The 25042-nt window shown below is 68.4% G+C and carries 14 protein-coding genes and 1 pseudogene; 9 read left to right on the top strand and 6 right to left on the bottom strand.

Features of this window, described 5'->3' with window-relative positions:
- Nucleotides 1-49: 49 nt before the first annotated feature.
- Complete coding sequence (locus ACZYYX_RS26155; protein ID WP_463817692.1) at nt 50-700, top strand: TetR/AcrR family transcriptional regulator; 651 nt, start codon at nt 50-52, stop codon at nt 698-700.
- Here ACZYYX_RS26155 and ACZYYX_RS26150 read toward each other — a convergent pair.
- The 3 genes and pseudogenes from ACZYYX_RS26150 to ACZYYX_RS26140 form a co-directional block, all read right to left on the bottom strand.
- Nucleotides 683-2481: pseudogene (locus ACZYYX_RS26150) on the bottom strand (sulfatase-like hydrolase/transferase). The gene ACZYYX_RS26155 and the pseudogene ACZYYX_RS26150 overlap by 18 nt on opposite strands.
- A complete protein-coding gene (locus ACZYYX_RS26145) occupies nt 2478-2924 on the bottom strand; it encodes an SRPBCC family protein (RefSeq protein WP_463817691.1) in 447 nt (148 codons plus the stop codon). Before ACZYYX_RS26145 ends, ACZYYX_RS26150 begins: the two are co-directional and overlap by 4 nt.
- Nucleotides 2925-2963: 39 nt before the next feature.
- Nucleotides 2964-3539, bottom strand: coding sequence for a TetR/AcrR family transcriptional regulator (locus ACZYYX_RS26140; RefSeq protein WP_463817690.1), 576 nt, complete (start codon nt 3537-3539; stop codon nt 2964-2966).
- Between the two features lie 125 nt (nt 3540-3664).
- On the opposite strand from ACZYYX_RS26140, the gene ACZYYX_RS26135 reads away from it, so the two are divergent.
- From ACZYYX_RS26135 to ACZYYX_RS26120, 4 genes are all read left to right on the top strand, one after another.
- Complete coding sequence (locus tag ACZYYX_RS26135; RefSeq protein ID WP_463817689.1) at nt 3665-5905, top strand: acyl-CoA dehydrogenase family protein; 2241 nt, start codon at nt 3665-3667, stop codon at nt 5903-5905.
- A 15-nt stretch (nt 5906-5920) separates the two neighbouring features.
- Nucleotides 5921-7129, top strand: a complete 1209-nt coding sequence (locus tag ACZYYX_RS26130) for a thiolase family protein (protein WP_463817687.1) — start codon at nt 5921-5923, stop codon at nt 7127-7129.
- A 6-nt stretch (nt 7130-7135) separates the two neighbouring features.
- Nucleotides 7136-7543 carry a Zn-ribbon domain-containing OB-fold protein gene (locus ACZYYX_RS26125; RefSeq protein WP_463817686.1) on the top strand — a complete coding sequence of 136 codons (408 nt, stop codon included), beginning with the start codon at nt 7136-7138 and terminating at the stop codon, nt 7541-7543.
- A gap of 96 nt (nt 7544-7639) precedes the next feature.
- Entirely contained in the window at nt 7640-8785 is a 1146-nt protein-coding gene (locus ACZYYX_RS26120) for a thiolase family protein (protein ID WP_463817684.1), read from the top strand.
- A 4-nt stretch (nt 8786-8789) separates the two neighbouring features.
- On the opposite strand, the gene ACZYYX_RS26115 is transcribed toward ACZYYX_RS26120, so the two are convergent.
- Entirely contained in the window at nt 8790-10088 is a 1299-nt protein-coding gene (locus ACZYYX_RS26115) for an acyl-CoA dehydrogenase family protein (protein WP_463817683.1), read from the bottom strand.
- Between the two features lie 93 nt (nt 10089-10181).
- On the opposite strand from ACZYYX_RS26115, the gene ACZYYX_RS26110 reads away from it, so the two are divergent.
- Entirely contained in the window at nt 10182-10859 is a 678-nt protein-coding gene (locus ACZYYX_RS26110; RefSeq protein ID WP_463817681.1) for a 2-C-methyl-D-erythritol 4-phosphate cytidylyltransferase, read from the top strand.
- On the opposite strand, the gene ACZYYX_RS26105 is transcribed toward ACZYYX_RS26110, so the two are convergent.
- Nucleotides 10825-11541, bottom strand: coding sequence for an IspD/TarI family cytidylyltransferase (locus tag ACZYYX_RS26105; RefSeq protein ID WP_463817679.1), 717 nt, complete (start codon nt 11539-11541; stop codon nt 10825-10827). The genes ACZYYX_RS26110 and ACZYYX_RS26105 overlap by 35 nt on opposite strands.
- Before the next feature lie 104 nt (nt 11542-11645).
- On the opposite strand from ACZYYX_RS26105, the gene ACZYYX_RS26100 reads away from it, so the two are divergent.
- Entirely contained in the window at nt 11646-12863 is a 1218-nt protein-coding gene (locus ACZYYX_RS26100; RefSeq protein WP_463817678.1) for a low temperature requirement protein A, read from the top strand.
- On the opposite strand, the gene ACZYYX_RS26095 is transcribed toward ACZYYX_RS26100, so the two are convergent.
- Nucleotides 12853-14109, bottom strand: coding sequence for an MFS transporter (locus tag ACZYYX_RS26095; RefSeq protein ID WP_463817677.1), 1257 nt, complete (start codon nt 14107-14109; stop codon nt 12853-12855). The two genes, ACZYYX_RS26100 and ACZYYX_RS26095, sit on opposite strands and share 11 nt — an antisense overlap.
- A gap of 352 nt (nt 14110-14461) precedes the next feature.
- On the opposite strand from ACZYYX_RS26095, the gene ACZYYX_RS26090 reads away from it, so the two are divergent.
- A complete protein-coding gene (locus ACZYYX_RS26090; RefSeq protein ID WP_463817675.1) occupies nt 14462-15193 on the top strand; it encodes a MerR family transcriptional regulator in 732 nt (243 codons plus the stop codon).
- Between the two features lie 642 nt (nt 15194-15835).
- On the top strand, nt 15836-25021 hold the full coding sequence (locus ACZYYX_RS26085) for a fatty acid synthase subunit beta domain-containing protein (protein WP_463817778.1): 9186 nt from the start codon (nt 15836-15838) through the stop codon (nt 25019-25021).
- Nucleotides 25022-25042 lie beyond the last annotated feature (21 nt).

Here is a 25042-nt window from a genome sequence, read left to right as displayed (position 1 = left end):
ACATATGTATGGTGTCCGTCGCCCGTGCCGAGTTGTCTACGGTTACCCGGTGGCCTCTGACACGCGCAGCGGGAGATCTGACGAACCCCGCAACGTCGAGCGAATTCGGCAGGCCGCGCTGCGCAGTTTCGCCGAGATCGGCACGGCCGCGACGACGATGCGCGGGGTGGCCGCCGCCGCGGGAGTGTCGCTCGGTCTGGTGCAGCATCACTTCGCCACCAAAGCCGGTCTGATCGCCGCGGTCGACGAGTTCGTTCTCGAATTGGTGGTGTCGTCCATGGCGCGGCCGCTGCCGGAACCACCCGTCGATTCGGTGGCCGAGATCGGCGGGCGCGTGACCGGAATCTTCAACGAGTACCCGGAGGTCGCCGCCTATCTGAGCCGGGCGATGGTCGACGGCAGCCCCGTGGGGGCTCGGCTCTTCGACGCCCTGATCGGAGTGGGCGTGGCTCGGTGGCAGCAGCGCATCGACCGCGGCGAGGTACGCCCGGATGTCGACGTCACCTGGGCTGCGATCAATGCAATCGTGCTCGCACTCGGTGCGATCAGCCTCAGAGCGCACGTCGATCGGCATCTTCCCGCGCCGTTGACGGAACCGGTGCAACTCGAGCGGTGGCAGCGTTCGGTGGACGCGCTGCTCCGCGACGGCCTCTTCGTGCCGCGTTCTCAGCGGCCGGACGGTTCAGCCCCGGCGGAGTAGACGACCCCCATCCCTACCTCGCGGCGACCGACGCCGGGCATAGGGCCACGGGTTGTTCCTCTCGGGGATTGCTGCCGCGCGAACGGTTTTGAGCTGAGTCCGAAGGTAGCGCGCAGCTCGAGGATGTCCTCATCGGTCCACCGGTTGTGCATCTCGGTGGGATCGGCGTCGAGGTCGTAGAGCTCCCATTGGTCGTCGAGTGGGTCCGATCGGTACATAGTCCCGCCCATGCCCGTCGCCGCCAGCTGCCGCACCCCCGGCTCCGTCCACGTGGCTGGGTCGTCGAAGGAGCGAACCAGTTTCCACAGATGGCCCGCCCCGTTCGGCGCGGTGTCCTCGTCGACACGCAGCACCAGGCCCTCGAAATTCGCGGCGGTGTGGGCCGGGATGCGGATGCGCAGCGGTCGAGGCACCGCGGCGGTCAATCTCAGCATGCGGGCCACGCCGGACGCTCCCGTGTCACCTTCCAGGACGTTGTCACGCGTCATCAGGTAGACCGCACGGGTGCCGTCGGCGTCCGCACCGTCGACGACCGGCATCAGGTCCCGGCCGGGCAACGGGTGTACCTCGGTGAACGATTCGGCGAGTGTTGTCGCCAGGGCCGGCACGTCGACGCCGGCAGCGGAGAGCAGGGTGGGCACCAGGTCGACGTGGGAGGTCGGCGCACTCACGGGGCGAGCCGTCGACGAGCAGCGTCCGACGCGGGCGATGACCAGCGGCACGCGAGTGGCCTCGTCGTAAAGGTTGAACCACTTCTGGTGCAGCCCTCCGTGCGCACCCAGCAGATCACCGTGATCGGCGGTGCGCACCAACACCGCGTCCTCGGATCCGCCTTCGGTGACGGCGCGGCGTACCCGGTCGATCGGGTCGTCGACTTCGGCGTGCAGACGGTAGTAGAGATCCCGGTAGGTCTGCGCGTTGCGTTCGTAGGTGCGCTGAATCACCCTGCTGGGGCCGTACCCCGAGTAGTACGCCTCCCGAAAAGCGATCTGGGCGGCGGGCTTTGCGGACAGGTCCTCGTCGGCTGAGGGTGCAGGCGGCACAGGTGGCGGATCGAGGTGGGATGCGCGCAGCGGACTGCGCCGCGACCACGCCGGGAACAGCACGATGTCATGGGGGTTGACGAAGCTCGCGACGAGAAGGAACGGGCGCAGGGCTTCTGCGTCGCCGCGTCGCCGCCGTGCATAGCGGTCCTCCAGCCAGGAGACCACGCGGTCGGCGATCAGCGGGTCGCGGCGGATGCCGGCGTCGGACAGTCTGGCGCCGTGGGGTTCTGGGCCCACCCATCCGGAGAAGCCGTAGGGGCCGAGGGGGTCGGCATCCAGATATCGCTGAACCGCGTCCGGGTCGACCACGCCGTCCTCGTCGTTGGTGACCAGCGATCGGCCGGTGCGGGGGTCGACGAGATCGGCGTGGGAGATGTGCCACTTGCCGTCATAGTGGGTGTCGTAGCCGGCCGCGCGAAACCAGTTGCCGAGCGTGGGCACGTCACCGGGACGCAGCCAGCGAAGCCGGGAGTCATCGTGGGCCTTGCCGATCCCGTCCGTCTGGGTGACACCGTGCAGATCGGGATACTGCCCGGTGAAGATCGTCGGTCGGCTCGGCACGCACGCCAACGAGCCCGTGTAGTGGCGGACGAACTGCACGCCGTGGGCATCGAACCAGGCTCGTCCGGGCAGCATCTCCCGGCGCCAGGCGGCCAGCGCAGGTGGCTCGTAGGGTGGCGCCGCCCGCTCCTCATCCGTCATGACGATCACGATGTCCGGGCGCGGGGATGTCATGACGGGAGCCTTTCGAGTGCTTCGGACAACGACTGCAGCAGCGCTTCGGAACGTCGAGCCAGCAGCCGGGCCAGCACGCGCTCGGCGACTGGGCCTATGAGCGGGGCAGTGGCGGAGACCGTGGAAGTCAACGTGACCACGGTCGCGTTGTCGCGCGGGTGCAGCACCCATCGGTTGGCCACCGAGAAGCCCTGGGGGACACCGTCGATGGTGTAGCCCAGCACGATAGGCGGCTCGAACTCGTTGATCGTCTCCAGCAGGGTGTCGCGACCGACCTGCACGCGACGCTGCGAACCCACCCGTGGCGGGCGGTCGGTGTCGCGGAGCATGCAGCAGTGGTCGACGCCGGTGGCCCACCGGGCCAGGCTTCCGAAGTCCGTCAGCAGGTCCCACACCTGCGCCGCGGGCGCGGCGACGGTGCGGGTGCGACTGAGCTCGACCATGGGTCCATCATCGCCGTTGGTGCCCGCGGGCGTGGGGGATCACCGTCTGATCAGCCCGGCGAGCACCGTTCGCGTGATCGTCTGTGCGCGGTCGGTGGGGAACGCCCGACCTTCGGTCAGTACGGCGTAGACGATGCCGCCCACGATCGCGTCGGTCGCATCCGCGGCAGTCGCTTCCGCGAAGCCATGGCCGCGCAATCGGTCGCGCACCGTGTCGTGCAGGGGAGTGGAGAAACCCGCGCGCAACCGCTGCGCGGTTTCCGGATGTTCGATGCCTGCGGTGGTCAAGATCCTCAGCATCGCGTTGCCTCGGGCAGTGGTCAGCGCGGCGGCGAGTTCGACGGCCCAGGAGCACAGGTCCGCCGTGACGTCCGCGGTGGCGGGCACCGGGCGCAGGATGCGATCGGCGTCGGCCAGGATCACGTCGGCGACCAGGGCGTGCCGGCTCGGCCACCAGCGGTAGATCGTCTGTTTGCCCACCCCGGCGCGGGCCGCCACCGCTTCGATGGTCAGTTTGTCGAAGCCGCGAAGAAGCAGGAGTTCGCGCGTTGCCGTGACGATCGCCTGACGGGACTTCTCACTGCGTCGACGAGGCGCGTTGACCGTCGTGGCCATGTCTGTCTGCCTCCTGTCGAGCCTCGTCGGGCGGCTTTACATGCCGGGATCGCGCCCGTAGTGTCCCACAAGACGAGACGTTCCGTCTCGTGAAGTTGGCGGTGGCTTCTCAGAAGGGTGGGGCAGTGGCAGTCGCGGCGTCGATCGGTCTGACCCCGGAGCAGGCGCAACTCGCCGGAGCGGTCTCTGACTTCGCGGCACGGCACGCGCCGATCGACAAGACCCGCGCCGCCTTCGATTCGCTGACGGCTGGCGAGCCTCCCCAATGGTGGGATCAGTTCACCGGCAACGGCTTTCACGCCGTACACCTACCTGAGCAGTGCGGTGGTGGCGGCGGCACGGTTCTCGACGCCGCCTGCGTGCTCGAGGCCGCCGCCACCGCGATGCTGCCGGGTCCGGTGCTGTCGACGATGATCGCCGGAACCGTCGCCATGCTCGCCGACGACAGTCCAGCCGTGCGAGAGCTTCTGACCCGGCTCGCGGAGGGAATACCTGCGGCGGTCGTCGCCGACCGCGACGTGCTGCGGGCGTCCGCGACCGACGACGGCTGGACGCTGAGCGGCACGACGACGGCGACGCCAGGGCTCTGCTCGGCGCAGGTCATCTTGGTCACCGCGCGGTCCGCGGGCCGGACGCTGTGGCTGATCGTCGACCCGACGGCCGCTGGCGCGGACGTCACACCGCTCGACGGCACCGACAAGACCGTGGACGTGGGTGTGCTCAGGCTCGACGACTATCCCTGCCCGGCGCAGAGCCGATTGACCGGAATCGACGACACCCGCGCGCAGTGCCTGTCGCTGGCGTTGACCGCGGCGACCGCGTCCGGTCTCATCCGGTGGTGCGTGACGGCGGTGACCGCGCATCTGCGCACCCGCGAACAGTTCGGTAAACCGATCGGAGCCTTCCAGGCCCTGCAGCATCAGGCGGCCATGCTGCTGGTGCACAGTGAGCTCGCCACCGCGGCTGCCTGGGATGCCGCCCGCTCGGCGTCAGAGTCGCTTGCGCAGAACAGGATCGCCAGCGGCACTGCGGCCTTGATGTCGATAGGCCCCGCCCCGGGTCTGGTGCTCGACGCGTTGACGATGTTCGGCGCGATCGGCTACACGTGGGAACACGACCTGCACCTCTACTGGCGCAAGGCCACCAGCCTCGCCGCATCGATCGGACCGATCAGTCGCCATGCCCACCAGCTCGGTGAACTGACACGCACCGAAAGTCGCGACGTGTCAGTCAAACTCGGTGATCTCGACTCGGATTTCCGCGCCTTCGTGGCGACGGTGCTCGACGATGCCGCCGCGCTGCGCAACGACCGGCCCGGTCGTCAGGGCGACTATCCGAACCTCGCAACCGGTCCGCAGCGGACCCTGCTGGCCGACGAGGGGCTGATCGCCCCGCACTGGCCCGGGCCGTGGGGCGTCGACGCCACCACTCGTCAGCAGCTGATCCTCGACGAAGAATTCGCGAAACGGCCCCAGCTGGTGCGTCCTTCCCTGGGTATCGCAGAGTGGATCCTGCCGTCGCTGATCAGTGCAGCCCCCGCGCACGTCGCTGCGGCGCTCATCCCGCCGACGCTGCGCGGTGAACTGGGTTGGTGTCAGCTGTTTTCCGAACCCGGCGCGGGCTCGGATCTGGCGTCGCTCACGACACGCGCCACCAAAGTCGACGGGGGGTGGCGGGTCAGCGGGCACAAGATCTGGACATCCTCGGCGCACACCGCCGACTACGGCGCCCTGCTGGCGCGCACCGACCCCGACGCGGCCAAGCACAGGGGCATCGGTTACTTCGTCGTCGACATGCGTTCCGAGGGCGTCGATGTGCAGCCGATCCGGCAGGCCACCGGTCAGGCGCACTTCAACGAAGTCTTCCTCACCGACGTTTTCGTCCCCGACGACATGCTGCTCGGTGATCCGACAGACGGCTGGCGGCTGGCGATCTCGACCATGGCGCAGGAGAGGGTCGCGATCAGCGCCTACGTCAATGACGACCGTGCCGCGATCCTGCGTACCCTGGCCGGCCGCGGCGGGCCCGATCACATCCAGGTGCTCGCCGCACTCGGCGACGCCGACGCGCACGCGACCGCGATCAAGGTGTTGGCGGTGCGCGAGGTGATGCGCCTGCTCGACGGGCAGGCGCCCGGTCCCGCGTCCAGCGTCGCCAAAGTGGCGATGAACGTGATGCTGCGCCGCACATTCAACGCGACCCTCGAATTGTCAGCTCCCGCAGGACTGTTGGAAAGCGGCGACGTCGACGGCACGTCGCTGATCGAGCAGTACTTCCACCTGCCGGCCGAGTTGATCGGCGGCGGGACCAAGGAGATCCAGCTCAACATCATCGCGCAGTTCATTCTCGGGCTACCCCGTCGCTGATCGACAGGAGAACACATGGGCCTGCGTGGCGAGGCTGCCATCGTCGGATATGTCGAGCTGCCGCCGGAACGGATGAAGGGAGCGAGCGCCGCCCCGTTCATGATCGAGCAGTGGGCGCAGCTCGCCGCTGCGGCCCTGGCCGACGCGGGACTGTCGGGTGAGGACGTCGACGGCATCGTGACCACCCACCTCGCCGAGTCGGAGATCTTCGTTCCGTCGACGATTGCCGAATATCTGGGTGTGCGAGCCAATTTCGCTGAATTGGTCGACCTCGGCGGGGCCAGCGCCGCCGCGATGGTGTGGCGCGCTGCGGCCGCGATCGAGCTCGGCATCTGCGATGTCGTGGTGTGCGCCATCCCGGCGCGTTATCTGACCCCGATGTCGGAGCGGCGGCCGCGGCCGCTGACCGATGCGGTGTTCTTCGGTGCTTCGAGCAACCAGTTCGGCTCGCCGCAGGCCGAATTCGAGATCCCCTACGGCAACCTCGGGCAGAACGGTCCCTACGGTCAGGTGGCTCAGCGCTACGCGTCGGTGTACGGCTACGACGAACGGGCGCTGGCGAAGATCGTCGTCGACCAGCGCGTCAACGCCAACCACACCGAGGGTGCGATCTGGAAGGACACGCCGCTGACCATCGAGGACGTCTTGGCCAGCCCGGTGATCGCAGACCCGCTGCACATGCTCGAGATCGTGATGCCCTGCCTGGGCGGCGCCGCCGTCGTGGTGGCCAATACCGATGTCGCCGCACGTGCGACGAACAGGCCGGTCTGGATCACGGGGTTCGGTGAGCAGGTGCCCTACAAGACGCCCACCTACGCCGAGGATCTGCTGCACACGCCGATCATCCGCGCCGCCGAGACGGCGTTCACGATGGCGGAGCGCAGCCGAGCAGACATGGACATGGTGTCGATCTACGACTGCTACACGATCACGGTCCTGCTCAGCCTCGAAGATGCCGGCTTCTGCGAGAAGGGGACCGGAATGCAGTTCGTCACCGAGCACGACCTGACGTTCCGCGGTGACTTCCCGCTCAACACCGCAGGGGGTCAACTCGGCTTCGGTCAGGCGGGCACGGCAGGCGGTATGCACCACGTGTGCGATGCGGCGCGGCAGATCATGGGCCGCGCCGGGGCGGCGCAGGTCGCCGACTGCCACCGGGCGTTCGTGTCGGGCAACGGCGGCATCCTGTCCGAGCAGACCACCCTTGTGCTGGAAGGAGACTGAAGCGACATGACGTTCCAACGGCCGATGCCGGTGAAAACGCCGACCACGGCCCCGTTCTGGGACGCGTTGGCTGCGCACCGCGTGATGATTCAGTACTCGCCGTCGTCGCAGTCGTATGTGTTCTATCCCAGGGTCCTCGCGCCGCGCACGCTCACCGACGATCTCCAGTGGCGCGAGATCTCGGGGATGGGGTCGTTGTACACCTACACCGTGGCGCGTCGACCTGTCGGTCCGCATTTCGCCGACGCGGTGCCTGCGCTGCTCGCGATCGTGGAATGGGACGAGGGGCCCCGATTTTCGACCGAGCTGGTCAACGTCGAGCCGCCCGACATCACGATCGGCATGCGGGTACGGCCGGTGTTCTGTGACTACCCCGAGCACGATGTCACGATGCTGCGCTACGAGCCGGCGTGACCTGACCGTCGACCACGGTTCGTAGCGGGCGGCGGGCGTGTAGTTTCGAGCCGAACTCGCACGGGCGGCATCCTCGCCCAGAGGGGAGCGGAAGCCATGCGCGAGACCGTCATCGTCGGTGCGGTGCGCACACCAGTCGGCAAGCGCAACGGTGGACTGTCCGAACAGCACGCGGCTGACCTGTCGGCGCTCGTACTCAACGAACTGCTCGAGCGCACGGGTGTGGACGTCGAGCTCGTCGACGATGTCATCTGGGGCTGTGTGTCGCAGGTCGGTGATCAGTCGAGCAACATCGGGCGGTTCGCCGTGCTGGCGGCTGGCTGGCCCGAGCGCATCCCCGGCACCACCGTGAACCGGGCCTGCGGGTCCAGCCAGCAGGCGCTCGATTTCGCCGTACACGCCGTGATGTCGGGCCAGCAGGACGTGGTGGTGGCCGGGGGAGTCGAGGTGATGAGCCGGGTACCGCTGGGTTCAGCGCGCGCCTCCGGCATGCCCTATGGGCCCAAAGTGCTTGCCAGATACGACGGTTTCTCCTTCAACCAGGGCCTCTCGGCGGAGATGATCGCCCGCCGCTGGAACCTCTCGCGCGCACGCCTCGACGAATACTCCGCACGCTCGCACGAACTGGCGGCCGCCGCCCAGGACAGCGGCGCCTTCATCGACCAGATCATGCCCGTGTTCACCGAGAGCGAGGTCATCGCTGCTGACGAGGGCATTCGGCGCGGTACCACCGCGGAGAAGCTGGCGGCCCTGAAGCCGGCATTCACCGACGACGGGGTGATCCACGCCGGTAACTCCTCACAGATCTCCGACGGCGCCGCCGCTCTGCTGGTGACGACGGCGGAGAATGCGGTGCACCTGGGCGTCACGCCGCTGGTGCGTTATCGCGCCGGCGCGGTCACCGGGGCCGACCCGACGCTGATGCTGACCGCGCCGATCCCGGCGACGGAGAAGGTCCTGCACAAGGCCGGCCTGGATCTCGATGCCATCGGAGTGTTCGAGGTCAACGAGGCGTTTGCGCCGGTGCCGCTGGCGTGGTTGGCCGACACCGGCGCCGACGAGACGAAGCTCAACCCACTCGGTGGCGCCATCGCTCTCGGCCACCCGCTCGGCGCGTCGGGGGCGGTGCTGATGACTCGAATGATCCACCACATGCGCGACAACGACATTCGCTACGGGTTGCAGACGATGTGCGAGGGAGGCGGCACCGCCAACGCCACGGTCGTCGAACTCATGGCGTGAGCGGTCACTGATTGCCGATATCGCGCTCGAGGTGCTCGGCCAACCATTCCCGCGCCGTGTCTCGCTTGCGCGGCAGCCACTCTGACGGCCACACGTCGTCGCTGGCCGAGTAGGCCCGCAGCACCTGCTTGGCGACGGTGGTCTTGTGTACTTCGGTCGGCCCATCGGCCAGCCCCAGGACAGCCGCGCCGGTCACCATCGACAGCAGCGGCATCTCGTTGCTGACCCCGAGTGCGCCGTGCACCTGTATGGCGCGCCAGGCGATGTCGTGCAGAACAGTCGGCATCACGACCTTCACGGTGGCGATGTCCTTGCGCACCCTCTTGTAGTCGTTGTACTTGTCGATCTGCCACGCCGTGTACAGGACCAGCAGGCGGAACTGCAGCAGTTGCGCGTAGCTGTCGGCGATGTAGGTCTGCACTGTCTGCTTGTCGGCCAGCAGACTCCCGGCGGTCCTGCGGCTCAGCGCTCGCTCGCACATCATGTCGACCGCCTTGCGGGCCAGCCCGATCGTGCGCATGGCGTGGTGGATGCGGCCACCGCCCAGGCGGGTCTGGGCGATCACGAAGGCCTGCCCTTCGCCGCCCAGCAGGGCCGAGTCCGGCACGCGCACATCGCGATAGTGGATGAGTGCGTGGCTGCCCTGACCCTCGGGCTCGCCGTGCAGGCCCACGTTGCGGACGATCTCCACCCCCGGGGTGTCCGTCGGCACCAGGAACATCGACATCCCCTGGTACGGGCTCACATCCGGGTTCGTCACCACCATCACGATCAGGAACGACGCGGTGTTGGCGTTGGAGGAGAAGAACTTCCACCCGTTGATCACCCAGTGGTCACCGTCGCGGGTCGCGCGCGTGGTGAACTGCGTGGGATCGGCGCCGCCCTGCGGTTCGGTCATCGAGTAGCTCGAGAACAGCTCTCCGTCCAGCAGCGGGCGCAGATAGCGTTCCTTCTGGTCGGGTGTGCCGTAGTGGGCGAGGATCTCGGCGTTGCCAGTGTCGGGTGCCTGGCAGCCGAAGATGACAGGCGCCCACGCTGACCGGCCGAGAATTTCGTTGAGTAGCGCAAGCTTCACTTGACCGTAGCCCTGCCCGCCGAGCTCGGGGCTCAGATGGGTCGCCCACAGACCCTTCGACCGGACCCGGTGCTTGAGGTCGTCGACGATGCTGCGGCGCTCCGGGGTCAGCGGTGTGAACTGCAGGTGGGGCCACACCAGGTCCAAGGGCTCGACCTCGTCACGGACGAAGCCGTCTGCCCAGTCCAGCAGGTCCTGGTAGTCGGGCTCGGTAGCGAAATCCCACATGCGGCCTCCTCGTCGCGGTGCGCTCCCCTCACCCTGTCTGCGGTGGTGCCGGCGGCGGGGCGTTTTCGTGTTCTTCGGTATAGCCTCGGCCGCGTGGAACTGACCGCCGTTCTTCCCCTGCCGGCTCAAATAGCCGACCGGGCCGATGCCGTGCTGACTCCGGTGGCTGGTGATTCTCCGCTGATCCGTGCGGTGCGCGCCTTGACAGAGGTCGCGACCGTGATCGTCGCCGCTGCGCCCGTGCTCGCCGTCGCGGTCGAGAAAGTCCTTGTGGCGCAGGGCTTTCCGCAGGTTGCAGTGGTCACAGCGGCGGCGCCGGGGGACGCGGCGCGTTGCGTGGAGGCGGCGCTCGCCGACGATCTGATCACCCGACACGTCTTGCTACACGATGTCGGATGGCCGCTGGTCGACCCCGAGGTGGTGCGTAGGCTCGCCGCAGCCCTGCAGGGCGGCGCTGAGTGGGTGGCGCCCGCCCGGCCCGTCACCGACAGCATCAAGGCCGTCGACGGCGACGGTGTCGTCGTCGCGACACTGGACCGCAGCGAGCTGGAGGTGGTGCAGTACCCGCGCGGTGTCGCTGCCGAGGTCCTGCGGTGCGCAGTGGCCGGCGTTGCGGCCGACCGATTCGACGTTCTCGATGCTGTCCTGTCGACCCACACCACCTTGGAACTCGTCGCCGGTGACCCACACGCGTTCGGCGTCGAGTTGCCCCGGGATGCAGACTATTTCGCGGCCGTCATGGCGAGCCGGCAGCCCGATTCTGCGCGGTGAGCAGATGGTGAGCCACCGCGACGTCGCCCGGGTAGGTCACCTTGAGGTTCGCCGCGCTGCCGGGGAAGGTGTGCACGCGGACGTCGGTGTAGCGCTCGACGCACGACGATGTGTCGGTGCCCTCGAAGCCGTTGCGCTCGGCGCACCGATAGGCAGCGAGCACGTCGCGGGCGCGAAACGCCTGGGGGGTCTGCACTCTGACCACCGCCTCGGTCAGCGGCCGCGCCGCGCCGTCACGCACCCTGGCCAGGCCGGTGACCGCGAGGGCCGGCAGCGCTCCGCCGACGTCACGGGCCAGTGTGATTGCCGTGGTGAACATACCGGCATCGGCGAGCGGGCGGGCGGCATCGTGGATCAGCACCACGTCGATCGCCTCGGATTCGATGTCCTCGGACAGATAGCGCAACACGTTCATCTCGGACTGGTGCCGGGTCGGTCCACCCTCGACGAACTCGACAGGTGCGCCGGCCAGTTCGCGGGCGACGGTGCTGCGCGCCAACTCCGCCTCGCCCTGCCGAAACACCAGGACGGTGCGTGCCACCGCGGGTACGCGCAGCAGAGTGTCCAGCGACCACACCAGCATGCTGCGGCCGTCCAGCGTCAGGTAGGCCTTGTTGCCGTCGGCCCCCACGCGGGAGCCGCTACCCGCGGCCAGGACCACTGCCACCGCGTCGGAATCCATGGACGCACAGTATCTCCGGTACGGTCCCTTCCCAGCGTGGAAGGGGGTAGTCGGTGACCGAACAGCCGCACGCGTCGAGCTCCGGAAGCCATCGTGTCCGGAAGATGATCGGTCGCGATCCGCACGAGTCCCATCGCGTCGCGACGCCGCTCGAGCTGCTCTTCGACCTGACCTTCGTCGTCGCGTTCGGGATCGCGGCCTCCCAGCTGGCGCACCTGCTGGCCGCCGGGCACGTCCTGGCCGGACTCGCGGCGTTCTTCTTCGCGACCTTCGCGGTGAGCTGGGCGTGGATCAACTTCAGCTGGTTCGCCTCGGCGTTCGACACCGATGACTGGGTGTACCGGCTGACCACCATGCTGCAGATGGTGGGCGTGATCATCCTCGCGCTGGGAATTCCGCAGATGTACACCTCGATCGAGCACGGCGAGCACGTCGACAACGCCGTCGTGGTCGCCGGCTACGTGGTGATGCGGGTGGCGATGGTGACGCAGTGGCTGCGGGCGGCCCGCCAGGATCCGGCCCACCGCCGGGCGTGTCTGACCTATGCGCTGTGGATCACGCTCGCGCAGGTGGGGTGGATCGTCGCGATCTTCGTCCACACCTCTCTCGCCGTCACCGCGGTGATCGTCGTCGGTCTGGTGCTGGTCGAGATGATGGGCCCGGTTCTCGCCGAGTCGACCGGCGGCGGCACGCCGTGGCACGCGCACCACATCGCGGAGCGGTACGGACTCTTCACGATCATCGCGCTCGGCGAAGGGGTGGTCGGTACGGTCGCCTCGCTGACCGCTGTGGTGGAGGCCCAGGGCTGGACTTTCGACGCGGCGTTCGTCGCGGTGGCTGGCATCGGGCTGACGTTCGGCATGTGGTGGACCTACTTCGCGCTGCCGCAGGCCGAGATCCTGCACGTGCGCCGGGAGCGCTCGTTCTGGTTCGGGTATCTGCACATCCTCGTGTTCGGGGCGATCGTGGCCACGGGCGCGGGCCTACACGCGGCTGCCTACTACGTCGAGCATCATTCGGAGCTCGGATCGGTGGCCACGGTGTCGACCGTCGTCGTCCCCGTCGGCGTGTACCTGCTGATGACCTTCGTGCTGGGCGCGGTGCTGACGCGCACGCTGGCGCTGTTTCACATCGCGGTGATGCTGGTGACCGCGGCGGTGCTGGCGGCAGCCGTGGTGTTGGCGGCGTCCGGGGTCTCGATGGCGAACTGCCTGCTGGTGGTGACGCTCGCTCCCGTCGTCTCGGTCGTGGCGCACGAGCTCAGGGGGCACCGGCACATCGATGCCGCGGTGGAGCGTTCCGTCGGACCCGCTACCCGTTGATGCCCTCCAGGAGGATGCGATCGTCCTGCTGCGCCAGCAGCCGGCGGGCTTTGCGGCGCGTGATCAGGATGCCGGTGACCGCCAGCGCCCATACCGCGTACTGAAGGGTCCAGGCCAGCCGGAACGAGTCGAACGACAGCCCGCCGGCGGCCTGCAGGATCACGCCCATCACCTGCATGAGCACCAGCGAGGCCAGGAAGCCTCCCATGTTCACCATGCCCTGGGCGGTGCCCAGGGTGTGGCTGGGGTTGAAGGTCCGGGCGAAGTCGAATCCGACCATGGAGCCCGGTCCGCCGACGGAGATGACGACCACGAGCGTCACCAGTAGCCACACCGGTGCTCTGTCGGGGAGCGCGAGCACGACGGTCCAGATGGCCGCGTTGCTAGCGATGATCCAGAGCACGAGACGCGAGCGACGGTGCGGAAACCGGCCGGTGAGGATGCCCACGACGAGTCCCGCAGCGATCGCCGCGACGACGGAGATCGTCAGCAGGGTTCCTGCGGCAGTGGCGGACAGCCCCTGGGCCACGGTCAGATATGGAACGCCCCACATCAACGCGAAGACGGTCACGGAGAACTGCGTGCCCATGTGGGTGAAGAAGCCGAGTCGGGTGCCGGGCCGCAGCCACACCGTCTTCACACTCGCCAGGGTCTCCCGCACACTCATCGTCTCCGCCGTGACCGCGACGCCGTCGGGTGCGTTCTTGACCAGCGCCGCGACCAGGACGAGGACGAGGGCGCCGAGCGCGGCCGCCGAGGTGTAGGCGGGAGTCCAGCCGGAGGTGGAGAGCAACGCCAGGAACGGCACCGCGCTGAGGACTTGCCCCAGCTGGCCACAGATGCCGGTGAGTTGTGTCACCAACGGCACCTGCCGCGCGGGGAACCACCGGGGGACCAGACGTAGGACGGAGATGAACGTCATCGCGTCGCCCAGCCCCACCACGGCGCGAGCGGCGATCGCAAGGGGAAGCGACGCCGTCATCGCCAGGGTCAACTGGCCGGCAGCCATCAGTGTTGCTCCGGCCAAGATGAGGGCCCGCGATCCGTACCGGTCGAGCAACAGCCCCGCGGGAATCTGTGCGCCGGCGTAGACGACCACCTGCAGCACGACGAACGTCGACAGGAGACCGGGGCCTGCAGCAAAGCGCTCGGCGGCAGGCAGGCCGGAGACGCCAAGGGTGGTGCGATCAAGAACAGCCACGATGTAGGCGAGAAGTCCGGTCGCCCAGATGATCCAGGGGCGCACGGTGCAACCTCTCGGTGCGAATCACGATGGGGACGGGTGGTTCGGCAGGCCGCACCACCGGTCCATGTTCCCGCACGAAGCTGTGCCGACGCCAACCGCGTGACCGGCGACCGGCCTCTCAGCCCTGACCGCGCGAGCAAACATGTTGGCTGAAACTGCACTGTCGCGCTATATTACTGAAAAGTCAGATCATGATCGCCGCAGATGAAGCGGCATGGGTAGAGAAATTTTCCATCAGTATCGGAGGATTGGATTACTTCGCTCACGCGGTAGGCAGGCGGGGTAAAGTGATTCATGCGCTGCGCAGACCGCCGTCGGGTCTCTTACCGGTGGCGCCGAGGGGGTTGCCACTGTGGCTGAGTATCGACTCGAAGATCTCGCTCGGGTGTCGGGCGTCAGTACGCGCAACATCCGCGCATACCGGGAGCGTGGGCTGCTCGATCCGCCGCGCCGGGTGGGTCGATCGGCGCTGTACGACGACTACCACCTGTCGCAGCTGAACACGATCAGCCAGTTGCTGCGCAAGGGGTACAACTCAGCCCACATCGCGGAGTTCTTCACGAGCATGCGTGAGGGCGAGGACCTGGCCGACATCCTCGGTCTGCAACGTGCCGTGCTCGGGCCCGACACGGATGACCAGGACAACCCCGTGTTGCCCCTCGAGCCCGACTCGAACGAAGCGCGCACGCTGATCGCGCACGGGATGGCCGAGGTGAAGGGCCGCAAACTGGTGCTGACCGACACCGACGCGGCCGAGATCCTGGCCCGCTCGCACGACCACACGTTGTACGTGCGGACCCTTCTGCGGTTCGTCGAGGCGGCCGACAGATCCGTGGAAGACCTGGCCGAGGCGTTCGTGAACAGCCTGGTGGAGCTGTATCGATCCGAGGTCGGCTCGTCGTACCTTCCCAAGCCCGACGAGATGGGCCGGCTTCGCCAGATCGTCGAGGACTACCGCCTGCTGGGCAAGAAGGTGACGGCGTTGCGGTTCGAGGCGGCGACGCGTCGGCTCATGTCGTCGTCCGGAGCGGACTACACCGCCAACATCCTCCTCACCGGGGTCTGGGAGCGGCCGACAGGGTAGCGGTCACGGTTGCCCGCCGGGCGGTCGTCGAGACTTACTGATCAGTAAGGTTCTCCAGCAAACACCTGTCGAGTTCGCGAATCCGCGACCATAAACTCCGCGCCACGCTGTCGTGCATGGCCGCTACGCCGACCGGGCATCTGCGAACCGAAATTTTCAGATAACGATTGCGTCACAATGCGGCTTTGAACTGCGCTTCTACCTTACTGAACCGTAACCACCCGCCAGCAGGACGTTTGTCCCGGAAGCCGGCCGGCCCTCTCCGGCCTTGCGTTACGCGTTGTTCTGTTACCCGTGCGTAGAACTCGCCAGTAACCATTTAGGGGGCCAGAATCGAGTCGTCTCTTATGACACTCTTAGTACGGCTGCAGTGTCCGCCACCATGCCTCATGCGTCCGAGGCCCAGTGGTCGAGACCAGCCGGATTCGACGCCGAATCGCCCTGGCCCACGACGCGGGCTCGCCTGCCGTCGACGACGAGCTACCGCCCACCGAGCACCCAGCCACAAGGACCACGCGCCCATCCGAGCCGCGCAACGTACCACTGAGGAGAACACGCCACGTGACGATCAACGACCAGCACCGTGCGACCACCCGTTCCGACTCCGAGTCCAATTCTGGAGGCGGCCAGACCTTCGAACCCCTGGCCGGGGCGCACGCGCTTGTCGATCGGCTGCACGCAGGCGAGCCGTACGCGGTCGCGTTCGGTGGTCAGGGCGGCCCGTGGCTCGAGAACCTCGAGGAGCTGGTCAACTCTGCGGGCATCGAGTCCGAGATCAGCCAGCTGGTCGCTGAGGCCGAGCTGCTCCTCGAGCCGCTGGCCCGCGAGCTGGTGGTCGTGCGTCCCATCGGCTTCGAGCCGATGAAGTGGATCCGCGCGCTCGCCGCGGACGAGCCGCTGCCGTCGGCCAAGGACCTCACCACCGCGGCCATCTCCGGTCCCGGCATCCTGCTCACCCAGATGGCCGCTCAGCGTGCGCTCAAACGCCAGGGCTTGGACCTCGAGGGGCATCCGCCCGTGGCCATCGCGGGCCACTCGCAGGGCATCACCGCCGTCGAGTCGCTCAAGGCCCACGGCACCCGCGACGCCGAGCTGCTGGCGATCGGTCAGCTGATCGGTGCGGCGGGCTCGCTGGTGTCTCGCCGACGCGGCATGGTCGGTCGCGGTGACAAGTCGCCGATGGTCTCGGTCACCAACGTCGATCCGGCCCGCATCGCGGCGCTACTCGACGAGTTCGCGCAGGACGTCCGCACCGTTCTGGCCCCTGCCCTGTCCATCCGCAACGGGCGTCGCTCCGTCGTGATCACCGGGACGCCCGAGCAGCTGGCCCGTTTCGAGCTCTACTGCGAGAAGATCACCGAGCGCGAAGAGGCCGAGCGCAAGAACAAGACCCGCGGCGGCGCGATCTTCCGTCCGGTGTTCAACCAGCTCAACGTCGAGGTCGGTTTTCACACACCGCGGCTGGCCGACGGTGTCGACCTGGTCGAGGAGTGGGCCGCCCGGACCGGACTGGACCGCGAACTCACCCGCATGCTGACCGAGCACATCTTCATCAAGCCGGTCGACTGGGTCTCCGAGGTCGAGGGCCTCGCCGCAGCCGGCGCCAAGTGGATCGTCGATCTGGGTCCGAGCGACACCGTCACGCGGTTGACGGCCCCCGTGATCCGCGGGCTGGGTATCGGCATCGTCGCGGCCGCCACCCGCGCCGGCCAGCGCAGCCTGTTCACCGTCGGCGCCGCCCCCGACGTCGCACCGGCCTGGTCCAGCTACGCACCGACACCGGTCACCCTGCCCGACGGTTCGGTCAAGGCGTCCACCAAGTTCACCCGTCTGACCGGCCGGTCGCCGATCCTGCTCGCCGGCATGACCCCGACCACCGTCGACGCGAAGATCGTCGCTGCCGCAGCCAACGCCGGACACTGGGCGGAGCTGGCCGGCGGCGGCCAGGTCACCGAGGAGATCTTCGACGCGCGTATCGAGCAGCTGACCCAGCTGCTCGAGCCGGGTCGTGCGGTGCAGTTCAACTCGCTGTTCCTCGACCCCTACCTGTGGAAGCTGCAGGTCGGCGGTAAGCGTCTGGTGCAGAAGGCCCGCCAGTCGGGTGCGCCCATCGACGGCGTCGTCGTCACCGCGGGCATCCCCGACCTGGAAGAGGCCGTCGACCTCATCGAGGAGCTCAACACCGTCGGCATCACCCACGTCTGCTTCAAGCCCGGCACGGTCGACCAGATCAAGTCGGTCATCAAGATCGCGGTCGAGGTGCCCACGCGCGACGTCATCGTCCACATCGAGGGCGGCCGCGCCGGCGGCCACCACTCGTGGGAGGACCTCGACGACCTCCTGCTGTCCACCTACGGGGACCTGCGCAAGTACCGCAACATCACGATCTGCGTCGGCGGTGGTATCGGCACGCCGGAACGCGCCGCCGAGTACCTGTCCGGTGACTGGGCCAAGCCCTACGGCTTCCCGGCGATGCCCGTCGACGGCATCCTCGTCGGCACCGCCGCGATGGCGACCAAGGAGGCCACGACGTCTCCGGCGGTCAAGCAGATGCTCGTGGAGACCTCCGGCACCGACACCTGGGTGGGCGCCGGCCACGCGATCAATGGAATGGCCAGTGGCCGCAGCCAATTGGGCGCCGACATCCACGAGATCGACAACGCCGCTTCGCGGTGCGGCCGCCTTCTCGACGAGGTCGCCGGTGACGCCGACGCCGTCGCCGAGCGCCGCGACGAGATCATCGCCGCGATGGCCGGCACCGCCAAGCCGTACTTCGGCGACATCGGTGACATGACCTACCTGCAGTGGCTGCAGCGCTACGTCGAGCTGGCCATCGGCGACGGCGACAGCACCGCCGACACCGCCGCTCCGGGCAGCCCCTGGCTGGCCGAGACCTGGCGGGATCGGTTCGAGGACATGCTCAAGCGCGCAGAAGCTCGCTTGTCGGAGAAGGACTTCGGCCCGATCGACACGCTCTTCGGTGCCGACGGCCAGGCCCTGCTCGACACGCCGCAGCAGGCCATCGACGCGCTGCTCACGCGCTACCCCGACGCCGAGGCGGTGCGGCTGCACCCCGCCGATGTGCCGTTCTTCGTGACGCTGTGCAAGAAGCCCGGCAAGCCGGTGAACTTCGTGCCGGTCATCGACAAGGACGTGCGTCGGTGGTGGCGTAGTGACTCGCTCTGGCAGGCCCACGACGCCCGCTACACCGCCGACCAGGTGTGCATCATCCCGGGCACGCAGGCAGTCGCCGGTATCACCCGCGTCGACGAGCCGGTCGGCGACCTGCTCGACCGGTTCGAGAAGGAGATCGTCGATCGCGTACTGGCCGAAGGCGCGCAGCCGGTGTCGGTCGTGTCGCGCCGTCAGGCCCGCGCCGACGTCGGCGGCCCGCTCGCCGTGGTTCTCGATTCGCCCGACGTCCTGTGGGCCGGTCGGACCGCCGTCAACCCGGTCCACCGCATCGGTGCGCCCGGCGAGTGGCAGGTCAACGACGTCCCCGGTAAGCCGAGCGCGACCCACCCGAACACGGGTGCGAGGTTGGAGCTGGCAACCGATAGCACTGTGACGCTCAGTGTTCCGCTGTCCGACATCTGGATCGAGATCCGCTTCACCCTGCCCTCGACCACCGTCGACGGCGGCATGCCGATCGTCACCGTGGAAGACGCGTCGCAGGCGATGCGCGCCGTGCTCGCTATTGCAGCCGGTGTCGACGGTCCGGATGCGCTCCCCGCCGTCGTCGACAACGCCTCGACCGTGACCGTGGAATGGGATCCGGAGAAGGTCGCCGATCACACCGGCGTGACCGCCACGTTCGGCGCCCCGCTGGCGCCCGGCCTCACCCTGGTGCCCGACGCGCTGGTCGGCCTCTGCTGGCCCGCGGTCTTCTCGGCCATCGGGTCCGCCCTCACCGAGGACGGCTTCCCCGTCGTCGAGGGTCTGCTGAGCCTGGTGCACCTCGACCACGCCGCCCACCTGCTCGCGCCGATGCCCACCGACAAGTCCGAATTGACCGTCACCGCAACGACTCTGGCGGCAACCGATACCGAGGTCGGGCGCGTCGTGCCGGTCGAGGTGTCGATCGCGGACGCCGAGGGCACCGTTCTGGCGACGCTCGAGGAGCGCTTCGCCATCCGTGGCCGTACCGGTGGTGCCGAGCTGACGGATCCGCCGCGGGCCGGCGGAGCCATCACCGACAACGCCACCGACACCCCGCGCCGTCGCCGGCGTGACGTGGTCGTCACCGCGCCGGTCGACATGAGCGCGTTCGCGGTGGTCTCCGGTGACCACAACCCGATCCACACCGATCGGGCCGCCGCACTGCTGGCCGGCCTGAAAACGCCCATCGTGCACGGCATGTGGCTCTCCGCTGCCGCGCAGCACGCGGTCACCGCGACCGACGGCCGGGCGACCCCACCCGCACGTCTGGTCGGCTGGACGTCTCGCTTCCTCGGCATGGTGTTGCCGGGCGACGAGATCGAGTTCCGCGTCGACCGCGTCGGAATCGACCGGGGCGCCGAGATCATCGAGGTGTCCGCCAAGGTCGGCGGCGAACTCGTGATGGCCGCCACCGCGCAGCTGGCCGCGCCGAAGACCGTGTACGCCTTCCCGGGTCAGGGCATCCAGTCCAAGGGCATGGGTATGGACGTGCGCGCCCGCTCCAAGGCGGCCCGCAAGGTGTGGGACATCGCCGACAAGTTCACCCGGGAGACGCTGGGCTTCTCGGTGCTCCACGTGGTGCGCGACAACCCGACCAGCCTGATCGCCTCCGGTGTGCACTACCACCATCCCGAAGGCGTGCTGTACCTGACGCAGTTCACTCAGGTCGCGATGGCCACGGTCGCGGCGGCCCAGGTCGCCGAGATGCGTGAGCAGGGCGCCTTCGTCGAGGGCGCGATCGCGTGCGGCCACTCGGTCGGTGAGTACACCGCCCTGGCGTGCGTCTCCGGTGTGTACGAGCTGCCCGCTCTGCTCGAGGTGGTGTTCCACCGCGGGTCCAAGATGCACGACATCGTCCCGCGCGACGCCGCGGGTCGCTCGAACTACCGGCTCGCCGCGATCCGTCCGTCGCAGATCGATCTCGACGATGCCGACGTCAAGGCCTTCGTCGCCGAGATCTCCGAGCGCACTGGCGAGTTCTTGGAGATCGTGAACTTCAACCTGCGCGGCTCGCAGTACGCCATCGCGGGCACGGTCGCCGGTCTTGAGGCGCTCGAGGAAGAGGTCGAGCGTCGTCGCGAGATCAGCGGCGGCAAGCGCTCGTTCATCCTGGTGCCCGGTATCGACGTGCCGTTCCACTCCTCGGTCCTGCGGGTCGGCGTGGCCGACTTCCGTCGCGCGCTGGAGCGGGTCATGCCGCACGACGCCGATGCCGAGCTGCTGGTCGGCCGGTACATCCCGAACCTGGTGCCGCGGCCGTTCACGCTCGATCGCGACTTCGTCCAGGAGATCCGCGATCTCGTGCCTGCAGAGCCTCTCGACGAAATCCTCGCCGACTACGACACGTGGCGTGACGAACGTCCGAACGAGTTGTGCCGCAAGATCGTCATCGAGCTGCTGGCCTGGCAGTTCGCCAGCCCGGTGCGCTGGATCGAGACCCAGGACCTGCTGTTCATCGAGGAGGCCGCAGGCGGTCTCGGGGTGGAGCGCTTCGTCGAGATCGGTGTGAAGAACGCGCCGACTGTCGCCGGGCTGGCCACCAACACGCTGAAGCTGCCGGAGTACTCGCACAACACCACCGAGGTGCTCAACGCCGAGCGTGACGCTGCGGTGCTGTTCGCGACCGACACCGATCCCGAGCCCGAGATCGAGGACACGCCTCCGCCGCCGGCATCTGCCGAATCAGCCACAGCGCCGGTCGAGGCCGCGCCGGCCGCTCCCGCTCCCGCGGCAGCACCGTCGGGCGGACCCCGCCCGGACGACATCACCTTCGACGCGGCCGACGCGACGATGGCGCTGATCGCGCTGTCGGCGAAGATCCGCATCGATCAGATCGAGGCGCTCGATTCGATCGAGTCGATCACCGACGGTGCGTCCTCGCGCCGCAACCAGATGCTCGTCGACCTCGGCTCGGAACTGAACCTGGGCGCGATCGACGGTGCCGCAGAAGCCGATCTGGCCGGGCTGAAGGGGCAGGTCACCAAGCTGGCCCGTACCTACAAGCCGTTCGGACCGGTGCTCTCCGATGCGATCAACGACCAGCTGCGCACGGTCCTCGGGCCGTCGGGCAAGCGTCCTGCCTACATCACCGAGCGCATCACCAAGACCTGGGAGCTGGGCGAGGGCTGGGCCAAGCACGCCATCGTCGAGGTGGCTCTGGGGACCCGCGAGGGCTCCAGTGTTCGCGGCGGGGCGCTGGGCGGCCTGCATGACGGGGCGCTGGCCGATGCGGCGTCGGTCGACAAGGCGATTGACGCGGCGGTGGCCGCGGTGGCCGCACGCCGCGGCGTGCAGGTGTCGCTGCCCTCCGCCGGCGGTGCTGGTGGCGGTGTCGTCGACTCGGCGGCCCTCGGCGAATTCGCCGAGAAGGTCACCGGACCCGACGGTGTGCTCGCCTCGGCGGCCCGCACGATCCTCGATCAGCTGGGCCTGGGCGCGCCTCTGGTGACCCCGGATGCCGCGGCCGACGCAGAGCTCATCGACCTGGTCACCGCCGAATTGGGTTCGGACTGGCCGCGTCTGGTGGCGCCGTCATTCGACGCCCGCAAGGCGGTCCTGTTCGACGACCGGTGGGCCAGTGCACGTGAGGATCTGGTCAAGATCTGGCTGATGGACGAGGACGAGATCGACGCGAACTGGGCGCGCCTGTCGGAGCGGTTCGAGGGTGCCGGTCACGTGGTCGGCACGCAGGCGACCTACTGGCAGGGCAAGGCCCTGGCCTCAGGCCGCACCGTGCACGCTTCGCTGTACGCCCGTGCGGCAGCCGGCGCGGAGAATCCGGGCAAGGGCCGCTACAGCGACGAGGTCGCTGTCGTGACCGGCGCATCGAAGGGCTCGATCGCGGCGTCGGTGGCAGCGCAGCTGCTCGCCGGTGGCGCGACCGTGATCGCGACCACGTCCAAGCTGGACGATTCGCGACTGGCCTTCTACCGCGACCTCTACCGCGACAACGCCGGCTTCGGCGCCAAGCTGTGGGTGCTGCCCGCGAACATGGCCTCCTACAACGACATCGACGCCCTCGTGGAGTGGGTGGGCAACGAGCAGACCGAGAGCCTCGGGCCCAAATCGATCCACGTCAAGGACGCGCTGTCGCCCACGCTGCTGTTCCCGTTCGCAGCGCCGCGGGTCGGTGGCGACCTGTCCGAGGTCGGTGCACGCGCCGAGATGGAGATGAAGGTCCTGCTGTGGGCCGTGCAGCGGTTGATCGCCGGGCTGTCCCACATCGGGGCGGACCGCGACATCGCGGCTCGTCTGCACGTGGTGCTCCCGGGCTCGCCGAACCGGGGCATGTTCGGCGGCGACGGCGCCTACGGTGAGGCCAAGGCCTCGCTCGACGCGCTGGTCTCCCGCTGGAAGGCCGAGACGTCGTGGGCGCAGCGAGTCAGCCTGGCGCACGCGCTGATCGGCTGGACCCGTGGCACCGGGCTGATGGGCCACAACGACGTCATCGTCGACGCGGTCGAAGAAGCCGGCGTCACCACCTACTCCACGGAGCAGATGGCGAGCATGTTGCTCGACCTGTGCGATGTCGAGACCAAGGTCGCGGCGGCGCGGGAGCCGGTCGAGGCCGACCTCACCGGTGGTCTGGCCGAGGCGAATCTCGACATGGCCGAGCTCGCTGCCAAGGCACGCGAAGAGGCGACAGCCGCGCCGGCTGACGAAGACACCACCGACGAGGTTGCCGCGCAGACGATTTCGGCTCTGCCGTCGCCGCCTCGCCCGGTGGCCGGTGTGCCGGTGCCGGAGTGGGCCGACCTCGACGTCGACCCGGCCGACCTCGTGGTCATCGTCGGTGGCGCCGAACTCGGACCCTACGGCTCGTCGCGGACCCGCTTCGAGATGGAGGTCGACAACGAACTGTCGGCAGCCGGTGTGCTCGAGCTGGCATGGACGACCGGCCTGATCACGTGGGAGGACGATCCCCAGCCGGGTTGGTATGACACCCAATCCGGTGATCTGGTCGAGGAATCCGAGCTCGTCGAGCGGTACCACGACGCGGTCGTGGAACGGTGCGGCATTCGCGAGTTCGTCGACGACGGTGCGATCGATCCCGATCACGCCTCGCCGCTGCTGGTGAGTGTGTTCCTGGACAAGGACTTCCGGTTCGTGGTGTCCAGCGAGACCGATGCGCGCGCATTCGTCGCGTTCGATCCCGAGCACACCGTGGCCCGGCCGATCCCGGACAGCGGCGACTGGGAGGTGATCCGCAAGGCGGGCACCGAGATTCGCGTTCCGCGCAAGACCAAGCTCTCGCGGACCGTGGGCGCCCAGATCCCGACCGGCTTCGATCCGACCGTGTGGGGTGTCAGCCCTGACATGGCGACCTCGATCGACCGGGTGGCGCTGTGGAACATCGTCGCGACCGTCGATGCGTTCCTGTCGTCGGGCTTCACACCGTCAGAGCTGATGCGGTGGGTGCACCCGAGCCTGGTGGCTTCCACGCAGGGCACCGGCATGGGTGGCATGACGTCGATGCAGACCATGTACCACGGCAACCTGCTGGGCCGCAGCAAGCCGAACGACATCCTGCAAGAGGTGCTGCCGAATGTCGTTGCAGCGCATGTCATGCAGTCCTATGTCGGTGGCTACGGCGCGATGGTGCACCCGGTGGGTGCCTGCGCGACCGCCGCGGTCTCGGTCGAAGAGGGCGTCGACAAGATCAAGCTCGGCAAGGCCGAACTCGTGGTCGCGGGCGGTTTCGACGACATGACGCTGGAAGCGATCACCGGCTTCGGTGACATGGCGGCCACGGCCGACACCGAGGTGATGCGCGCCAAGGGCATCAGCGACTCGAAGTTCTCGCGGGCCAACGACCGGCGCCGGCTCGGCTTCCTGGAAGCCGAAGGCGGCGGGACGATCCTGCTGGCGCGTGGCGACCTGGCGCTGCGGATGGGCCTGCCGGTGCTGGCGGTGGTCGGCTACGCCCAGTCCTTCGCCGACGGTGTGCACACCTCGATCCCGGCTCCCGGGCTGGGTGCGCTGGGTGCCGGCCGCGGTGGCCGGGACTCGGTGCTGGCGCGTTCGCTGAGCAAGCTCGGGGTCGGTGCCGACGACATCGCGGTGATCTCCAAGCACGACACCTCGACGCTGGCCAACGATCCCAACGAGACGGAGCTGCACGAGCGTCTGGCGGCCTCGCTGGGCCGCTCGGAGGGTGCGCCGCTGTTCGTCATCAGCCAGAAGAGCCTCACCGGCCACGCCAAGGGCGGTGCCGCGGTCTTCCAGATGATGGGCCTGTGCCAGGTACTGCGCGATGGCGTCATCCCGCCGAACCGCAGCCTGGACTGCGTCGACGACGAGCTGGCCACCTCGGCGCACTTCGTGTGGGTCCGAGACACGCTGCGCCTCGGCGAGAAGTACCCGCTCAAGGCCGGTCTGGTGACCAGCCTCGGGTTCGGGCACGTGTCGGGTCTGATCGCGCTGGTGCATCCGCAGGCGTTCCTGGCGACGCTGACTCCCGAGCAGCGGGCGGCCTACACCGCCCAGGCTCAGGAGCGCACGCTCGCCGGTCAGCGCCGGTTGGCCTCGGCGATCGCGGGCGGACGGCCGATGTACGAGCGGCCCGAGGGTCGTCGCTTCGACCACGAGCAGCCCGAGAAGGCACAGGAGGCCGCCATGCTGCTCGACACGGCGTCGCGTCTCGGCGAGAACGGGGTGTATCAGCGGTGATCCGTGGGATAGCGTGCTGGC

This window comes from Mycobacterium sp. IDUB_1 (genome assembly GCF_055419625.1).
The sequence above is the reverse complement of the archived record's forward strand: the minus strand, read 5'-3'. Positions and strand labels throughout refer to the sequence as shown.

Excerpts from the sequence above, each read along its gene's own strand:
- ACZYYX_RS26115 (WP_463817683.1), bottom strand. The coding sequence starts at position 10,088 with ATGTGGGATTTCGCTACCGAGCCCGACTACCAGGACCTGCTGGACTGG.
- ACZYYX_RS26145 (WP_463817691.1), bottom strand. The coding sequence starts at position 2,924 with ATGGTCGAGCTCAGTCGCACCCGCACCGTCGCCGCGCCCGCGGCGCAG.
- ACZYYX_RS26105 (WP_463817679.1), bottom strand. The coding sequence starts at position 11,541 with ATGGATTCCGACGCGGTGGCAGTGGTCCTGGCCGCGGGTAGCGGCTCC.
- ACZYYX_RS26130 (WP_463817687.1), top strand. The coding sequence starts at position 5,921 with ATGGGCCTGCGTGGCGAGGCTGCCATCGTCGGATATGTCGAGCTGCCG.
- ACZYYX_RS26100 (WP_463817678.1), top strand. The coding sequence starts at position 11,646 with ATGATCGGTCGCGATCCGCACGAGTCCCATCGCGTCGCGACGCCGCTC.
- ACZYYX_RS26120 (WP_463817684.1), top strand. The coding sequence starts at position 7,640 with ATGCGCGAGACCGTCATCGTCGGTGCGGTGCGCACACCAGTCGGCAAG.
- ACZYYX_RS26140 (WP_463817690.1), bottom strand. The coding sequence starts at position 3,539 with ATGGCCACGACGGTCAACGCGCCTCGTCGACGCAGTGAGAAGTCCCGT.
- ACZYYX_RS26125 (WP_463817686.1), top strand. The coding sequence starts at position 7,136 with ATGACGTTCCAACGGCCGATGCCGGTGAAAACGCCGACCACGGCCCCG.